This window comes from Streptomyces sp. NPDC029956 (assembly GCF_055574655.1).
The window spans coordinates 1-16839 of the sequence record NZ_JBVHZJ010000058.1; the positions used below are offsets into that span (position 1 = coordinate 1).

At 71.8% G+C, this 16839-nt stretch carries 14 protein-coding genes; 5 read left to right on the forward strand and 9 right to left on the reverse strand.

The window, feature by feature from the left end:
• Nucleotides 1-169 precede the first annotated feature (169 nt).
• The 3 genes from ACZ4XX_RS32710 to ACZ4XX_RS32720 all read right to left on the reverse strand — a co-directional run bounded on the left by ACZ4XX_RS32710 (nucleotide 170) and on the right by ACZ4XX_RS32720 (nucleotide 5910).
• The gene (locus tag ACZ4XX_RS32710; RefSeq protein ID WP_468511482.1) at nucleotides 170-2065 is read right to left on the reverse strand and encodes an outer membrane protein assembly factor BamB family protein; all 1896 of its coding nucleotides are present in this window, start codon (nucleotides 2063-2065) and stop codon (nucleotides 170-172) included.
• A gap of 13 nt (nucleotides 2066-2078) precedes the next feature.
• Nucleotides 2079-3992 carry an outer membrane protein assembly factor BamB family protein gene (locus tag ACZ4XX_RS32715; protein ID WP_468511483.1) on the reverse strand — a complete coding sequence of 638 codons (1914 nt, stop codon included), beginning with the start codon at nucleotides 3990-3992 and terminating at the stop codon, nucleotides 2079-2081.
• A gap of 112 nt (nucleotides 3993-4104) precedes the next feature.
• Nucleotides 4105-5910: an ABC-F family ATP-binding cassette domain-containing protein gene (locus ACZ4XX_RS32720; RefSeq protein ID WP_468511484.1), complete on the reverse strand. Its 1806-nt coding sequence runs from the start codon at nucleotides 5908-5910 to the stop codon at nucleotides 4105-4107.
• Between the two features lie 92 nt (nucleotides 5911-6002).
• Here ACZ4XX_RS32720 and ACZ4XX_RS32725 point away from each other — a divergent pair, with 92 nt between their 5' ends.
• From ACZ4XX_RS32725 to ACZ4XX_RS32740, 4 genes are all read left to right on the forward strand, one after another.
• Nucleotides 6003-6275 (forward strand): CopG family transcriptional regulator, encoded by a 273-nt coding sequence (locus ACZ4XX_RS32725; RefSeq protein ID WP_468511485.1) that lies wholly within the window; start codon nucleotides 6003-6005, stop codon nucleotides 6273-6275.
• Nucleotides 6272-6685, forward strand: a complete 414-nt coding sequence (locus ACZ4XX_RS32730) for a DNA-binding protein (RefSeq protein ID WP_468511486.1) — start codon at nucleotides 6272-6274, stop codon at nucleotides 6683-6685. Before ACZ4XX_RS32725 ends, ACZ4XX_RS32730 begins: the two co-directional genes overlap by 4 nt.
• A gap of 148 nt (nucleotides 6686-6833) precedes the next feature.
• Nucleotides 6834-8264: a recombinase family protein gene (locus ACZ4XX_RS32735; RefSeq protein WP_468511487.1), complete on the forward strand. Its 1431-nt coding sequence runs from the start codon at nucleotides 6834-6836 to the stop codon at nucleotides 8262-8264.
• Nucleotides 8265-8449: 185 nt separating this feature from the next.
• Nucleotides 8450-9424 carry an NHL repeat-containing protein gene (locus ACZ4XX_RS32740; RefSeq protein ID WP_468511488.1) on the forward strand — a complete coding sequence of 325 codons (975 nt, stop codon included), beginning with the start codon at nucleotides 8450-8452 and terminating at the stop codon, nucleotides 9422-9424.
• Here the strand turns inward: ACZ4XX_RS32740 and ACZ4XX_RS32745 are convergent.
• The 6 genes from ACZ4XX_RS32745 to rsmI all read right to left on the reverse strand — a co-directional run bounded on the left by ACZ4XX_RS32745 (nucleotide 9421) and on the right by rsmI (nucleotide 15020).
• Nucleotides 9421-10326 carry a 4-(cytidine 5'-diphospho)-2-C-methyl-D-erythritol kinase gene (locus ACZ4XX_RS32745; RefSeq protein WP_468511489.1) on the reverse strand — a complete coding sequence of 302 codons (906 nt, stop codon included), beginning with the start codon at nucleotides 10324-10326 and terminating at the stop codon, nucleotides 9421-9423. The genes ACZ4XX_RS32740 and ACZ4XX_RS32745 overlap by 4 nt on opposite strands.
• A complete protein-coding gene (gene rsmA, locus ACZ4XX_RS32750) occupies nucleotides 10323-11195 on the reverse strand; it encodes a 16S rRNA (adenine(1518)-N(6)/adenine(1519)-N(6))-dimethyltransferase RsmA (RefSeq protein ID WP_468511490.1) in 873 nt (290 codons plus the stop codon). Before rsmA ends, ACZ4XX_RS32745 begins: the two co-directional genes overlap by 4 nt.
• 60 nt (nucleotides 11196-11255) lie before the next feature.
• Nucleotides 11256-12536 carry a ubiquitin-like domain-containing protein gene (locus ACZ4XX_RS32755; RefSeq protein ID WP_468511491.1) on the reverse strand — a complete coding sequence of 427 codons (1281 nt, stop codon included), beginning with the start codon at nucleotides 12534-12536 and terminating at the stop codon, nucleotides 11256-11258.
• A 71-nt stretch (nucleotides 12537-12607) separates the two neighbouring features.
• Complete coding sequence (locus tag ACZ4XX_RS32760) at nucleotides 12608-13477, reverse strand: TatD family hydrolase (RefSeq protein WP_468511492.1); 870 nt, start codon at nucleotides 13475-13477, stop codon at nucleotides 12608-12610.
• Nucleotides 13478-13573: 96 nt separating this feature from the next.
• Complete coding sequence (locus ACZ4XX_RS32765; RefSeq protein ID WP_468511493.1) at nucleotides 13574-13993, reverse strand: hypothetical protein; 420 nt, start codon at nucleotides 13991-13993, stop codon at nucleotides 13574-13576.
• A 139-nt stretch (nucleotides 13994-14132) separates the two neighbouring features.
• Nucleotides 14133-15020, reverse strand: coding sequence for a 16S rRNA (cytidine(1402)-2'-O)-methyltransferase (gene rsmI, locus ACZ4XX_RS32770; RefSeq protein WP_468511494.1), 888 nt, complete (start codon nucleotides 15018-15020; stop codon nucleotides 14133-14135).
• 52 nt (nucleotides 15021-15072) lie between these two features.
• Here rsmI and ACZ4XX_RS32775 point away from each other — a divergent pair, with 52 nt between their 5' ends.
• Nucleotides 15073-16827, forward strand: coding sequence for a dolichyl-phosphate-mannose--protein mannosyltransferase (locus ACZ4XX_RS32775; RefSeq protein WP_468511495.1), 1755 nt, complete (start codon nucleotides 15073-15075; stop codon nucleotides 16825-16827).
• The last annotated feature ends 12 nt before the right edge of the window (nucleotides 16828-16839 follow it).

Here is a 16839-nt window from a genome sequence, read left to right on the forward strand (position 1 = left end):
GACGACGCCCAGGAGTTCTGCGGGGCGATCCGCGGCCGCCTCGCGGAGCTGTACTCTCAGGAGCCGGCCGACACCCCCCCCCCCCCCCCCCCCCCCTCCCTCCCCCCCCCCCCCCCCCCCCCCCCCGGGCCGCGCGAACCTCACGGACATCCGTGCGATGTCAACGAGTTCAGTGGGTGCTGAACGACACCGCCAGATACTCCTTGTCGTCCGGCGACGCCGACGCCCGCGGCTTGGAGAGAATCATGGCGGACAGGAAGACCCGCCCGTCGCGGTACAGGATCTCCGAGTAGTCCGGGGAGAAGCCGTTCTCGACGTCGTGGACGGTCTTGTCCGCCGGGTTCTCCAGGAGCAGCGTCTCCTTCATCGTTCCGCCGTCGATGGAGACGATCCGGCCGCCCTTGTCGTAGGGCGGTTCCTTGTACGCGATGACGTTGCCGCCGTCCATGCGGAGCGGGATCAGGGTGTACTTGTCACCCGCGTCCGCCTTCTCCGGCGCCGTCTTCCCGGTGGCCAGGTCGAAGGCGATGAGCTCGTTCGTCTCGTCGCCGTACTCCCCGCTGGAGCCCTCGTGCTCCTCGGTCGGCACGTACAGCCGGCCGTTGCCGACGAGCACCTTCGTGCACGCCTCGACCTTGGTCGAGCGGCAGCGGCCCGCGTACTGGTCGGCGTCCGCCGTGATCTTCGCCTTCAGCTTCCCGGTCTTCTCGTCGATGGAGAAGAAGTCCGAGATGCCACTGCCGTCACCGGCGCTGTCGCCGACGTCGGCCGCGACGACCAGCGGCTTGGTGGAGACCACGGAGGCGTACTTGGCGCCGCTCGGCATCTTGAACTGCGAGAGCGGCGCCCCCGTGATCGGGTCGAGGTTCTGGATCATCACGTACGGGGCGTTGTACGAGCCGCACTTGCGGACCGCGACGAGACCCTCGCCGCCGCCGTATCCCAGGTCGTAGCAGCCCTGGTCGTTGGCCTGCGGCTTCCAGCGCGGGTTGCCGTTGGCGACGTCGAAGGCGGCGCCGCCGTCGGTGCCGCCGGCCGCGACCGTCTTCCCGCTGAGCGTGATCTCGCCGAACCGGACCTTCTGGTCTCCGGCGGTGCCGCCGGTGACCGAGGTGGACCACAGCAGCTTTCCGGAGTTCAGGTCGACCAGGCCGACCTCGGTGCACTGCTGGTAGTAGCGGGGCGCGACCCGCTTCTTGGCCTCGAAGAGGATCGGCAGCTTGTTGTCGGCCGTCAGATGGCGCGAGCTGCCGCAGACCTGACCGGTCAGGGGCAGCGTCCACAGGACGGAGCCCTTGTCGCGGTCGTAGGCGACGATCGAGCCGATGCCCGTCTTCACGTACGCCTTGTCGGTGATCCAGGAACCCGTGACGTCGGTGACGTCCGGCACCCCGGGCTGCGCCACCTTGAACGTCATCTTCGCCTCGGTGTTCGCCGGCGGCTGCTCCTTGCCGCCACCACCGATGCCCTTGGTGTCGCCGGACCCGCCGTCGCCGGTGGTGCCCTGCGAGGTTCCGGCCGTGCCCTTGGCCTCGTCGTCCTTGCCGCCGCCGTCACCGGAGTTGGCGTACCAGATGCCGGCGCCGACGATCAGGACGACGGCGACGACCGCCGCGATGATGATCTGGAGCTGCGCGGACAGCTTCTTGCCGCCGCCCGGCGCCGCGGTCGGGACCGCGGCCGTGGCGGGCTGCTGGTATCCGCCGTAGGGCTGCTGCTGCGGGTAGCCGTACGGGGGCTGGACCGGCTGCTGGTAGCCGGCGCCGTAGGGCTGCTGCGGCTGCGTGGGCGGCTGCGCCGGGTAGCCGTACGGCTGCTGCGGCGGCGTCGCCGGGGGCTGTCCCCCTGGGCCCTGCGGCCCGGAAGGTGCCCCCAGCGGATAGCCGTAGCCCTGATCCGGCGCCTGCTGCGGGTAGCCGTACCCCGGGTCGTGCTGCGGCGGCGGTGCCTGCTGCGGGTAGCCGTAACCGGGCTCCGGCTGCTGCGGCGGGGGCGGCGTCGGCGCGCCGAAGCCGCCCTGCGGGTCGGGGGGCTGGTTCGGCGGGGGCGGGGGTGGCTGCGTCATCGGTCCGTGTACCTCACTTGCTGAAGGCCATCATCGTCTTGACCAGCTTTTCTTCCTTGTCGTTGGAGGCGGAGACGCGTCCGCTCGCCACGACGAAGGTGCCGGCGCCGTACGCGTAGCCCGGGCTGTAGAAGTTGTTCTCGACCTGGGCCGTCGACGCCGGGTGCTGGAGCAGGATCTTCGGCGCACCGCCGGTGGGGGCGATCGTCGCGACGGCGCCGCCCTTGTCGTACGACGGGTCCACGTAGACCAGGACCTGGCCGCCCTCCATGCGGAGCGGGATCATCGTCTGCTCACCGGGCGCCTTGGAGCGCCACTTGGCCTTGCCGTTCTTGAGGTCGAAGGCGACGACCTCGTTGGGCTTGCCGTACGAGGTCTCGGTGGCCATGTAGAAGGTGTTCGCGTCGGCCGCGACCCCGGTGCAGCCCTGGAGGTTCTTGCCGAAGATGATCAGGCCGCCGCCGCAGGAGGGGGCGAACTTGTCCTTGCCGCCCTGGATCTGCGAGCGCAGCGAACCGTTCGCGTTGAGCGCGAAGATGGTCCACTTCTTCTGCTCGCGCTGGGTGGCGGAGACGACGAGCGGGTCGACCGAGTAGACCCGGTCCACCTCCCAGTCGGTCTCCAGCTTGAAGGTCCACTTGGGCTTGCCCGTGTTCGGGTCGACCTGGCTGACGCCCTGGACCTTCTTGGTGGTGCTGCCCGACGGGCAGTCCATGGCGGCGATCAGCTTGCTGCCGCCGGCGTACGCGAAGGGCTTGCAGCCGGTCGTCGCGCCGGTGAAGAGCTGCTTGCCGTCGGTCAGCGAGAAGCCGTAGGAGCTGCTGGTGCCGGAGACGGTCACCGTGTTGCCGCTGATGGACAGGGTGTTGTCCGAGAAGGCGAACAGGCCCTTGGGCTTCGGTACGGCCTTCTTCCAGCCCGCCTTGCCGGTCTTCAGGTCGATCTGCTGGAGCGAGGTGCACTTGGCGCCGTCCTTGGCGCTCTCGGCGTAGGCGAAGACCATGACGCCGTTCGCCGAGGGCTCCGCGGGCGCGGCGCACAGCTCGAACGGCACGTCGACGTGCCACTTGGGGGCGCCGTCGCTCAGGTTGTAGGCGGAGACGCCCTTGTACATGGCCTTGACGACGGTATCGCCGACGATCCACGGACCGAGGACGTCGGCGCCGTTGCGGGGCAGGTCGACGTCGTTCTGGAGCAGCCAGTTGACCTTGGCCTCGCCGGCCTGGCGGCCGGCGTTGAGGTTGTCCTCGCCGCCCTCGGAGCCGTCGCCCGAACCGTCGCCCTTGTCCACCGACTCGGTGGGCTTGGGGGCGTCGGAGGAGGAGCCGGCGGTGGCGGTCGGACCGGCGATCGGGTCCTTGTCGTCGTCTCCGCCGACGACGGCCCAGGTGGTGACGGCGGCCACCAGGACGGCTCCGGCGGCGATGGCGGCGACGAGACCGGTGCGGCCCTTGAGGCCGCCTCCGGAGGGCGGCGGGGTGGGGGCGCCCTGGTACATCGGCTGGGTGGGGTACCCGCCGTAGGGGTTCTGCTGCTGACCGTACGGTCCCGGCTGCTGCGGCTGGCCGTAGCCGGGCTGCTGGCCCTGCTGCGGGTAGCCGTAGGGCTGCTGAGGGGGCTGCTGGCCGTACGGGCCGGGCTGTCCCGGCTGACCGTACGGACCGGGCTGTCCCGGCTGACCGGGCTGGCCCTGCTGCGGGTATCCGTAACCGGGCTGCGGCTGCTGGCCGTACGGGCCGGGCGCGGCGGGCGGCGCCGCCGGGGGCGCGGTCGGCGGCACGCCGGGCGGGCCGGCGGGCGGCGGCGGGGTCTGCGGTGCCTGCGGCGGGACGGGCGGCACGGGCGGCGTGCCCTGGTGCGGGCCCTGGTTCGGATCCTGGGGAGCTCCGAAGCCCCCCGGCGGCTGGTTGCTGGGCGGCTGGGTCATCAGCAGTTCCCCCTTGACGTGAGCGGGTTTTCTTTCTACCACTCACGCACTGGCGCAAAAGCGACCGGTCCACCCCTTGTACCCAAGGGAGGACCGGCCTGTGATGCCCTCGTTATGCGTCCTCGGCCAGCTCGAGCCAGCGCATCTCCAATTCCTCGCGCTCACCCGCGAGTTCCCGGAGCTCCGCGTCGAGCTTCGCCACGAGTTCGAAATCGGTGGCGTTCTCGGCGATCCGGGCGTGCAGCTTGCCCTCCTTGTCGGAGAGCTTGTCGAGCTGCCGCTCGACCTTCTGCAGCTCCTTCTTCGCGGCGCGGCTGTCGGCGGCGGAGACGCCCGGCTTCGCCTGCGCGGGCGCGGCGGCGGACGTCGGGACGGCCGCCTCGATCATCTTCCGGCGCCGCTCCAGGTACTCGTCGATGCCGCGGGGCAGCATCCGGAGGGTCTGGTCGCCGAGCAGCGCGAGCGTCCTGTCGGTGGTGCGCTCGATGAAGAACCGGTCGTGGGAGATGACGACCATGGAGCCCGGCCAGCCGTCGAGGAGGTCCTCCAGCTGGGTGAGGGTCTCGATGTCGAGGTCGTTGGTGGGCTCGTCGAGGAAGAGGACGTTCGGCTCGTCCATGAGGAGACGGAGCAGCTGGAGGCGGCGGCGCTCACCGCCGGAGAGGTCGCCGACGGGCGTCCACTGCTTCTCCTTGGAGAAGCCGAACTGCTCGCAGAGCTGCCCGGCGGTCATCTCGCGGCCCTTGCCGAGGTCGACCCGGTCGCGGATCTGCTGGACGGCCTCCAGGACGCGCAGGGAGCCGGGGAGCTCGGTGACGTCCTGGGAGAGGTAGGCGAGCCGGACGGTCTTGCCGACGGTGACGCTGCCGGCCGCGGGCTGGATCTCGCCCTGGCTGACGGCTGCGTCGGCGAGTGCGCGCAGGAGTGAGGTCTTGCCCGCGCCGTTGACGCCGACGAGGCCGATGCGGTCGCCGGGGCCCAGCTGCCAGGTGAGGTGCTGGAGCAGGGTCTTGGGACCGGCGGTGACGGTCACGTCCTTCAGGTCGAACACGGTCTTGCCGAGGCGGGCGTTGGCGAACTTCATCAGCTCGGACGTGTCGCGCGGCGGCGGTACGTCGGCGATGAGCTCGTTGGCGGCCTCGATGCGGTAGCGGGGCTTGGAGGTACGGGCGGGGGCGCCGCGCCGCAGCCAGGCCAGCTCCTTGCGCATGAGGTTCTGCCGCTTGGTCTCCTCCGTGGCGGCGCGGCGCTCGCGCTCGGCGCGGGCGAAGACGTAGTCGGAGTAGCCGCCCTCGTACTCGTGGACGTCACCGCGCTGCACGTCCCACATGCGGGTGCAGACCTGGTCGAGGAACCAGCGGTCGTGGGTGACGCAGACGAGCGCGGAGCGGCGCTCCTGGAGGTGCTTGGCCAGCCAGGAGATGCCCTCGACGTCGAGGTGGTTGGTGGGCTCGTCGAGGACGAGCAGGTCCTGGTCGTCGATGAGCAGCTTGGCGAGCGCGATGCGGCGGCGCTCGCCGCCGGAGAGCGGGCCGATGACGGTGTCGAGGCCGTTCTCGAAGCCGGGCAGGTCGAGTCCGCCGAAGAGTCCGGTGAGCACATCGCGGATCTTGGCGCTGCCGGCCCACTCGTGGTCGGCCATGACACCGATGACCTCGTGCCGGATGGTGGCCTTCGGGTCGAGCGAGTCGTGCTGGGTGAGGACGCCGAGGCGGAGCCCGCCGCTGTGGGTGATCCGGCCGGTGTCGGCCTCCTCCAGCTTCGCGAGCATCCGGATGAGGGTGGTCTTGCCGTCGCCGTTGCGTCCGACGACCCCGATCCGGTCCCCCTCGGAGACGCCGAGCGAGACGCCGTCGAGCAGTGCACGGGTGCCGTACACCTTGCTGACAGCCTCGACATTGACCAGATTGACGGCCACTTTGACTCCTGTACGGGGGATCGATCGATCTCCCAGAGTACGTTGCCGCGTATACCCCGACGACGGGTGGCATCGGCGGTAGCATAAGGAGCATGAGCGAGCCCACTCAGAAGTACTCGATCAGCATGCCGCGCGACATCGCGGAGGCTGCCCGAGCCCGCAGCGGGCCCTCGGGACTCTCCGCCTACGTGGCGGCGGCGGTCGCCCGGCAGATAGAGCGGGACGATCTCAACGAACTCATCGCGGTGGCCGAGGCCGAGCACGGACCGGTCACGGACGAGGAGATCCAGGCCCGGCGCGAACAGCTGCGCCGGGCCCGCGAGCAGCAGGGCGGCGCGGAGCCGACCGGGGCGAGCGCCGCGTGACCCGTACAGAGGCCGCCCCCGGCGGCACGCTGGTCCTCGACAGCGAGGGACTGGCCAAGGCCGTGCTGCGTGACCGCGAGGTCGCCGGCTGGCTCGCGCTCGCCCGCGCCGACGACCTGCGCGTCGTAACGAGCGCCGCCACGCTGGTGGAGGTGATGCACCCGCACATCAATCGCGCGGCCCTGGAATGGACCCTGTCCCGCCTCGTCGTCGAACCCGTGACGGACGCCGTCGCGCGTACAGCTGCAGCCCTGCTCGCCGAAGCCGGGCTGCACGGCCACACCCACGCCGTCGACGCCGTGGTCGCCGCGACGGCCCTCTCTGCTCCCGGCCCCGTCACGGTGCTCACCTCGAACCCGGAGGACCTGGCCGGCCTATGCGCCGGGCGCACGACCGTCGTCAAGATCTGACACGGCCTCCCTCAAGGACACCCGAACCGGCCATTATCCGATACCTCCACCCCGCGCGTCTCACGTTCCGTTATCGAGATGTCGCCTTTCGTGCTTGTGGTGCAGATTCTCGTTCCAATCCGACAACGCATCCTGGCCGAGGAACGAAATGACCGCACGAACCACGAGGGCCGCTGTCTACCTGCGTCTCAGCCTTAGTCACGAAGGCAGCACGTCCATCGCTTCGCAGCGCGAGGACTGCTACTCCCTGTGCCGATCGCGCGGCTGGGCTGTCGTGGCCGAAGAGGTGGACAAGGACACTTCCGGCTCACGCCCTATCGGCGAGCGCCCAGGGCTGAGGAGGCTCCTGGCGGATCTCCGCGGCTTCGATGTACTCGTCGTTGCGCAGGCCGACCGGGCCTCACGCTCCGTCGCCGTTGCTCTGGGCTTGCTCGCACGCCTGGACGCCACGGACACATCGCTCGTGACGGCCCGCGACCAGCTGGAGGCGACGACCCCCGCCGGTCGGCTGTCGTTCCTTTCCGCGGTCGCCACGGCCGAGGCCGAGAGCGGACTCATCCAGGCAAGGATCACCCGCTCCAGGGTGGCACTCCGCGACGTGCCCCGCTGGATCGGCGGCAACGCCCCGTACGGGTACCGCATCGTCCCGGACGGCACCGGAGGAAAGCGGCTGGCTGTGCACGAGGAGACTGCAGGACGCATTCGGGGAATCGTCGACCGAGTCATCTCAGGCGAGGTCATCGCCACCGTGTGCCGGGATCTCAACTCCGCCCTCGTGCCATCGCCGGGAGCAGTGAGTTCCAGAACCGGCAGGACAACCCCGTGGTCCCCGACAGTGCTTCGCCGCATGCTCAAGTCCCCGGCGTTGCTGGGACATCGGGTCACGGGCAACGGGCACGATCGCCGCGCTGTCGTCGACGCGCTAGGTCGGCCGGTACCTGTCGGACCCCCTTTGATCCCCCGGGGGACCTGGGACCGGCTGCAGGCAGCTCTGTCGTCGCGAAGCGCGACGACCCAACGCTCCCGACGCCCCGCGTCGCGGCTCCTCCACATCGCCCACTGTTCGGAATGCGCAGCCCCCCTGCACTACAACGCCCGCCGCCTGCTCCACGGGGGCGGAACCAACGACGTCTACCGGTGCCCCAACGCCTGCAAGGTGCTGATCTCCGCGACGCGGCTGGAAGAGACAATCCAGGGCTGGGCGCTTGCGGAGTTCGGTGCTCTTCCCTTCATCGCCGAGATCCCTCTCGACGTCCAGCCCTCCGCATGCGTCGACCAGGTCCGGTCCGAGATCGAAGAGCTGAGCCGTCGGCTCACAGGAATGCGGGGACCGGCTGCGGACGCGGTACAGGGACAACTCGAATCCCGGTCCGCCCTCCTCGAGCGAATCCGATCGGCACCCGACGACCGTCGGCAAAGGGCCCCCACCGGCACGTCGGTACGGGAGGAATGGGAATCCCGGGGCACCGGTGGCAGGCGACAGATCCTCCTCGACCTCGGCGTGCACGTCGCGGTGCGCCCAGCACACGGCGAGCGGCGATGGGACCCCGGCAGACTGCACGTCACGGCCAGCCGCTGAGTACGGCACCTGGGACGGGCAGCTGGGTACGGGCTGCGGCGCCGGCGACCGAGTAACGCACCCACGCGCGGTGCCAACCGGTCCCATGTCGTCGGCCACGCGGGCGACCTCCCGGCCCGGGCTGCCCGCCCCCCGAACCGACGGCCCGCCATGTTCTTCTCACACCCCCACCCGAGGAGAGCCCCATGACGAGACACCCACGCCTCGCCGCCGTCGCCACCGCCACCGCCGCCCTCGCCGTGCTCGCGGCGGGCCCCGCGTCGGGCGTCGATCCGACCGTGTCCGGTCCCCGCGTCGTCGCCCACTTCGACTTCGCCGCCGGGCAGAACGCGGAGAACATCGCCCTCGAACCCGACGGCTCCGCCGACATCACCTTCGCCTTCGCCCGTCAGGTCGCCCGCGTCACCGAGGAGGGCGTGACGACGATCCTCGCCACCCTGCCCGAGGTGCCGGACGCGCAGACGCCCGTCGGCGGGGCCGTCGCCCTGGGCATCGCCCGCGCCCATGACGGCACCCTGTACGTCACCTACGTCACCGGCACGGAGGAGACCGGCGTCTGGCGCATCGCCCCCGGCGGCGGCGAGCCCGAGCAGATCGGGTTCTTCCCGGCGGACGCCTTCCCCAACGGGCTCGCCCTCGACGAGAAGTGCGGCACGCTCTACACCGCCGACACGCGGCTCGGCACGGTGTGGTCCCTCCCGGTGACCGGCGGCACGCCCACGGCCTGGGCCACCGGAGCCGCGCTCGAACCCACCGCGCAGATCCCCTTCGGCGCCAACGGCCTCAAGATCCACCAGGACGCCGTCTGGGTGTCCAACACCGCCCACGCGACGCTGCTGCGCATCCCGATCGGTCCCGGGCCCGACCACGCGGCGGGTCCGGTCGAGACCCGGGCGACCGGCCTCACGTCCATCGACGACTTCGCGTTCACCGGCCACGGCGACACGGTCCTCGCCGCCCTGAACCAGGTCGACGAGCTGGAGCTCGTACGGCCCGACGGCACCCACACGACCGTGCTGACCGCGGCGGACGGGCTCGACAACCCGACCTCCGTCGCGGTGCGCGCCAAGACCGTCTACGTGAACAGCGCGGCGTTCTTCAACACGCTGGACCCGGACCCGAACCTGCTCCTGGCCCGGATCTCCAAGAACAAGCTCTAGAGAATCGTCGCGCCCGGCGCCGGTGACGTCGCCGCCCGTGCCGTACGGCAGGTGCCCGAGGCGATCAGGGCGGCGGCGACGGTCCCGGCGGACTCCGCGTCCTTCACCAGGAACGCGGTCGTCGGGCCCGAGCCCGACACCAGGGCCGCCAGCGCGCCCGCCTCGGTGCCCGCCGTCAGCGTCTCGGCGAGCGACGGGCGCAGGGAGAGCGCCGCCGCCTGGAGGTCGTTGGCGAGGGCGGCCGCGAGCGCGGTCGTGTCGCCGGCGCGCAGGGCGTCCAGGAGGACGGGGGAGGCGGCCGGCTCGGGGACCTCGACGCCCTCGGTGAGCCGGTCGAACTCGCCGAACACCACCGGGGTCGAGAGACCGCCGTCGGCGACGGCGAACACCCAGTGGAAGCCGCCGCCGACCGGCAGCTCCGTCAGCTTCTCGCCGCGCCCGGTGCCGAGCGCAGCGCCGCCGACCAGGCTGAACGGCACGTCGCTGCCGAGCTCGGCGCAGATCTCCAGGAGTTCCTCGCGGGAGGAGCCCAGTCCCCACAGCGCGTCGCAGGCGAGCAGGGCGCCCGCGCCGTCCGCGCTGCCGCCGGCCATGCCGCCGGCGACCGGGATGTCCTTGGCGATGTGCAGGTGCACGTCGGGGGCGATGCCGTGCCGGGCGGCGAGCAGCTCGGCGGCGCGCGCGGCCAGGTTGGTGCGGTCGAGCGGCACCTTGTCGGCGTCCCGGCCCTCGCAGGTGACGGTCAGCGCGTCGGCCGGGGTCGCGGTGACCTCGTCGTAGAGGGAGACCGCGAGGAAGACGTTGGCCAGGTCGTGGAAGCCGTCGGGGCGGGCCGCGCCCACCGCGAGCTGGACGTTGACCTTGGCGGGGACGCGGACGGTGACGCTTCCCGCGGCGGTCATGCCTTCGCCTCCGCGATCCGGGCGAACTCCTCCACCGTCAGCGCCTCGCCGCGCGCCTGCGGCGAGATCCCGGCCTTCACCAGGGCCTCCTCGGCGAGCGCGGGTGAGCCCGCCCACGTCGCGAGGGCCGCGCGCAGGGTCTTGCGGCGCTGGGCGAAGGCCGCGTCGACGACCGCGAAGACCTCCTGCCGGGTGGCGGTGGTCGCGAGCGGCTCGCTGCGGCGGACCAGGGAGACGAGGCCGGAGTCGACGTTCGGCGCGGGCCAGAAGACGTTGCGGCCGATGGACCCGGCGCGCTTGACCTCCGCGTACCAGTTGGCCTTGACCGACGGCACGCCGTACACCTTGTTGCCCGGCTTGGCGGCGAGCCGGTCGGCGACCTCGGCCTGGACCATGACGAGGGTCCGCTCGATGCTCGGGAACCGCTCCAGCATGTGGAGCAGGACGGGCACCGCGACGTTGTACGGCAGGTTCGCGACCAGCGCGGTCGGCGCCGGGCCCGGCAGCTCCTGGACCTGCATCGCGTCGGAGTGCACGAGCGCGAAGCGGTCGGCGCGGGCGGGCATGCGGGCGGTGATCGTGGCGGGCAGCGCGGCGGCGAGCACGTCGTCGATCTCGACGGCCGTCACCCGGTCCGCGGCCTCCAGCAGGGCCAGGGTGAGGGAGCCGAGTCCGGGCCCCACCTCCACGACCACGTCGTCGGGCCGTACCCCGGCCGTGCGGACGATCCGCCGGACGGTGTTGGCGTCGATGACGAAGTTCTGGCCCTTCTGCTTCGTGGGGCGCACGCCGAGGGCGGCCGCCAGTTCACGGATGTCGGCGGGGCCGAGGAGGGCGTCGGGGCTTTCGGGGCCGGTGGTGGTGCTCACCGGTACAGCCTACGGGGCCCCCGTGGGGCAGCCCTACGACTCACCCCGGCCCACTTCGCCTCACCCGTGCAGCCGCCGGCCGCAGTGGGGCCACGGACTCGCCCCCCGCTGCACGTACAGCTTCTTCGCGCGGAAGGTCTGCTCCGCGGCGGGCGCGTTCTGGGCGACTCCGCTGCCGCCGAGGGAGCGCCAGGTGCCGGGGTCGAACTGGTAGAGCCCGCCGTACGTCCCCGAGGGGTCGACGGCGTTCGGGCGGCCGCCGGACTCGCAGGCGGCGAGCGCGCCCCAGTCGAGGCCGTCGGCGCCCGCGACGGAGGTGGGCATGGGCCTGGTGCCGACCCGGACCTGCCGGCTGACGGGTTCCCGGACGATCTCCTCGCCGATCCGGCGGGGCCTCTGCCGGACGCCGTCGACCGTCCGCAGGCTGTACGTGACGCGGCGGACGCCGGCCGCGCCCTGCCGGTCGACGACCTCGGTGCCGACGAAGAGCTCGGGGTCGCGGGTCCGCTCGACGGCGTACGGCACGGCCTCCTCGCGCGTCACCTTCGAGCCGGTGATCCTCAGCACGGTGACCGTCTGGCCGTCGCGCGGGAACGAATCGGGGACGACGGAGGTGACGTCCTGCGCGGAGAGGGTGATCCCGGCCTCGGCGAGGGCCTCGCGGACGGTGGCTGCGTTCGTCCGGATGGTCCGCTCGCGCCCGTCGGCGAGGAAGGTGACCGCCCGCTCGGTCCGTACGTCGAGGGCGAGCCCGTTGCGGGAGATGGGGGCGCCGCGGGAGACCGAGAGGTACGCGCCCTCCGCACGGACCCCGAGCTGGCGCAGCGCGCCCTCGACGGTCCGGGCGGTCGTCCAGACCTGGCGGCGCTGCCCGTCGAGGGTGAGGGCGACGGGGCGGCCGTACCGGACGACGATCTCGTCGCCGCCGGCCAGTGCCTCGGTGGGGGCGGGGGCGACGATGTCGTGGGCGCCGACGACCAGGCCCTCGTCGGCGAGCAGTTCCTCGACGTCGTCGGCGAAGGTGTGGAAGGTCCGCGGGACGCCGTCGACGGAGAGCCGGACGGCCTTGTCGTCGGCGACGAAGGCGCTGGTGCCGCCGGCCAGGAAGGCGACGACGAGCGCCTGCGGGACGAGCCGCCGCAGGCCTTCCCCGGCGGGTCCCGAGGCCTTGCGGCGGCGGGCGGCCCGCCGGGACCCGGCGCGGGAGCCCTGCCCGGGGACGGCGCCGGGGGCGGCGACCGGGGCGGGGACGACGAGCGGTGCGGCCTGGGTCGGCTGGTCGTGCACGGGCAGGGGCGCGCCCCGCCGTTCGGCGCGGTGACTGCCCTGGGAAGTGCTCACGAGGCCGGGACCCTACCCGCGCGCCCCTCACACAGTGCGCTGATCCGGCTACGACACGTAACCGTTATGGATCAGTAATCGAAGGCGCGGGCCGTGTTCACCGCGATCGCCTCCGCCATGTCGTTCTCCCCGATGCCGCGCACCTCCGCCATCGCCCGGAGGGTGACCGGGATCAGGTACGGGGCGTTCGGGCGGCCGCGGTAGGGCGCCGGGGTGAGGAAGGGGGCGTCGGTCTCGACGAGGACGAGTTCCAGCGGGGCGACGGCGAGGGCGTCGCGCAGGTGCTGGGCGTTCTTGAAGGTGACGTTGCCGGCGAAGGACATGTAGTAGCCCTTGGCGGCGCAGATCTCGGCCATGGCGGCGTCGCCGGAGTAGCAGTGGAAGACGGTCCGCTCGGGGGCGCCCTCCTCGTCCAGGACGCGCAGCACGTCGGCGTGGGCCTCGCGGTCGTGGATGACGAGCGCCTTGCCGTGCCGCTTGGCGATCTCGATGTGGGCGCGGAAGGAACGCTCCTGCGCGGCGATGCCCTCGGGGCCCGTACGGAAGAAGTCGAGGCCGGTCTCGCCGACGCCGCGGACGTACGGGAGGGCCGCGAGCCGGTCGATCTCGGAGAGCGCGTCGTCGAGCGCGGAGTCGCCGCCCCCCTCGCGGGCCCCCTGCCGGGACCAGCCGTCAGGGTCGCCGAGGACGATCCGGGGCGCTTCGTTGGGGTGCAGGGCGACGGCGGCGTGCACGTGCTCGTGGGCGGCGGCGGTCTCCGCGGCCCACCGGGAGCCCTTCACGTCGCAGCCGACCTGGACGACCGTGGTCACCCCGACGGCGGCGGCCTTGACCAGCGCCTCCTCGACGGTCCCGGACTGGAGGTCCAGGTGGGTGTGCGAGTCCGCGACCTCCACGAGGAGGGGTTCGGGCAGCGGCGGCGGGGCGTCCTTGGCACTCATGACCCCGATCGTACGAGGGTCGCGAGTGCCGGCGCGCGGGGATGCGCCGGGCCCGGGGCACCTACGCCCCCGGCCCGGGGCGGGGCCGCTCCGGGACTACGGGTGACGCCGGAAGGGGTGGAGCAGGTCGGACAGATGCCAGTGGTGCGGCACCGGCGGCTGTTCGGAGTCGCCCTCGGTCAGCTCCTGGCCGATGGGTCCCGCCGGCGAGACGGGCTTGTTCTCCTTCGATCCCCGCCGGTGCTTCTCCGTCGCGGCGATCAGGTCCAGCACCGACGACACCTGCCCCGCGCGCATGATCCGGACGACGTGGCCGCCGCAGTTCATGCAGGTGGGGCTGGACAGCGGCGACGGGACCCGCTCCCCGTCGGCCTTGTAGACGACGAAATTGTGGCCTGCGGCGTCGATGTGGTGCTCGATCTCGTACGCCTGCTCCCAGCCGTACCCACAACGCATGCAGGCAAAGGCGTACGCCTCATGGGCGACGGATATGCCGGTGCCGGTGATCTCGGACATTCCAGCTCCTCTCCACTGGTCCAGTGGACGCCTTTTCGGGCCGGAGCGCATCAGCACGGGTCGAACCATGGAAGGCATTTGGCACTTCCCTTGCCAAGACCCCTGTCACGGGTCCCCGCGCCGGGTTCGGCTTTGCCTTTCAGATTAGTCCTTTACCGTTTCCGGGGCCCGGTCCAGCCGCATTCTTTGCCGCCACGACGGCATCGAACACCTCCCGCTTGGGAAGCCCCGCGTCGGCGGCGACCGCGGCGATCGCCTCCTTGCGCCGCTCGCCGGCCTCCTCGCGCACCCGCACCCTGCGCACCAGCTCCTCGGCGTCGAGTTCGGCCGGTCCCGTCGCGGGCGCGCCCTCGACGACTACGGTGATCTCGCCCCGTACGCCCTCCGCCGCCCAGGCCGCGAGCTCGGCCAGCGGGCCGCGCCTGACCTCCTCGTACGTCTTGGTCAGCTCGCGGCAGACGGCGGCACGGCGTTCGGCGCCGAAGACCTCGGCCATCGCGGCGAGGGTGTCGTCGAGCCGGTGCGGGGCCTCGAAGTAGACGAGGGTGCGGCGCTCGTCGGCGACCTCCCTGAGCCGGCCGAGGCGCTCGCCCGCCTTCCGGGGCAGGAAGCCCTCGAAGCAGAAGCGGTCCACGGGCAGGCCCGAGAGGGCGAGCGCGGTGAGGACGGCGGACGGGCCGGGGACGGCCGTCACCTTGATGTCCTGCTCGACGGCGGCGGCGACGAGCCGGTAGCCGGGGTCCGACACGGACGGCATGCCCGCGTCGGTGACGAGCAGCACACGCGCGCCGCCCACCAGGGCCTCGACCAGCTCCGGCGTACGGGCGGACTCGTTGCCCTCGAAGTAGGAGACGACACGCCCCGTCGTGTGGATGCCGAGGGCACGGGTCAGTCCGCGCAGCCTCCGGGTGTCCTCGGCGGCCACGATGTCCGCGTTCTCCAGTTCGGTGGCGAGTCGGGGCGGAGCGTCCGCGATGTCACCGATGGGGGTCCCTGCGAGTACCAGCGTTCCTGTCACACGGCCCATCCTCCCAGCCCGGAGAGGCGACGCGCACAGGCGCGTTCCCTACGATGGCGCGGTGACCAGTACCGCACCCGAGGCCCTGGAAGGCCAGCACCCCATGGCAGAGCCCGTGGCAGAGCCCTCTTCGTGGCACCAGCGGCTTCGGCGTTTCGGCTATGTGCCGCCCGCCGGAAGCGCCGCCCCCATCGGGCTGCGGGAGCGGCTCGTCCCCTCGTACGTCCGCCCGTCCAAGCGCGTGATGTCGCTGCTCGGCATCGGCCCCGACCGGTCCGAGCGGTTGTGGCGGCTGATGGCCTGGGGCGGTCCGCTCCTGGTCACGGCGGTCGCGGGGCTGCTGAGGTTCTGGAACCTGGGCAAGCCGAACGCGGTGATATTCGACGAGACCTACTACGCCAAGGACTCCTGGGCGCTGATCAACCAGGGGTACGAGGGGGCGTGGCCGAAGGACATCGACAAGACGGTCCTCAGCGACCCCGGCGCGGTCCTGGTGCCGACCGACCCCGGCTATGTCGTCCATCCCCCGATGGGCAAGTGGGTCATCGGTGTCGGCGAGAAGCTGATCGGCTTCGAGCCGTTCGGCTGGCGTTTCATGGTGGCGCTGCTCGGCACGCTGTCGGTCCTGATGCTGTGCCGGATCGGCCGGCGTCTCTTCCGCTCCACGTTCCTGGGCTGTCTGGCCGGCCTGCTGCTCGCCGTCGACGGTCTGCACTTCGTGATGAGCCGGACGGCGCTCCTCGACCAGGTGCTGATGTTCTTCGTCCTGGCGGCCTTCGGCTGTCTGGTCCTGGACCGCGACCGGACCCGGAAGCGGCTCGCGGGCGCGCTCCCGGAGGACGAGGAGGGCGTGCTGCGGCCGGACGCGGAGATCGCGGAGACGCTGCGCCTGGGCTGGCGGCCGTGGCGGATCGCGGCCGGCGTGATGCTGGGCCTCGCGGCGGCGACCAAGTGGAACGGTCTGTACGTCATGGTGGGCTTCGGCCTGATGACGGTGCTGTGGGACGTCGGCGGCCGCCGGACGGCGGGCGCGGTCCGCCCGTACCTCGCGGTGATCAAGAAGGATCTGGTGCCGGCGTTCGTGTCCGTCGTCCCGGTCGCGATCGCCACGTACCTGGTGACGTGGACCGGCTGGATCGTCAGCGACAAGGGCTACTTCCGGAACTGGGCCGCCGACCAGGACAAGCTGGACGGCGGCGGGACCTGGGGCTGGCTGCCGCAGTGGCTGCGCAGCCTCTGGCACTACGAGTCCGAGGTCTACAGCTTCCACGTGGGCCTCACCTCGCCCCACACGTACGAGTCGAACCCGTGGTCGTGGATCGTCCTCGGCCGCCCGGTCTCCTACTTCTACGAGTCGCCCGCGCCCGGCACCGGCGGCTGCCCGGCCTCGGCGAAGGAGAAGTGCGCGGCGGAGGTCCTGGCCCTCGGCACCCCGCTCCTGTGGTGGGCCGCCTGCTTCGCGATCCTGTACATCCTGTGGCGCTGGGCCTTCCGCCGGGACTGGCGCGCGGGCGCGATCGCCTGCGGCATCGCGGCCGGCTGGGTCCCCTGGTTCCTGTACCAGGAGCGCACCATCTTCCTTTTCTACGCGGTGGTCTTCGTTCCGTTCCTGTGTCTGGCGGTGGCGATGATGCTGGGTGCGATCGTCGGGCCCGCGGGTTCCTCGGAGAGGCGCCGCACATTCGGCGCGGTGGCGGCGGGCTGCATCGTTCTTCTCATCGTCTGGAATTTCATCTATTTCTGGCCGATCTACACGGGCACCCCGATTCCGCTGGACCAATGGCGGAACCGTATGTGGCTCGGCACCTGGGTGTAGCGGGGATGTGAA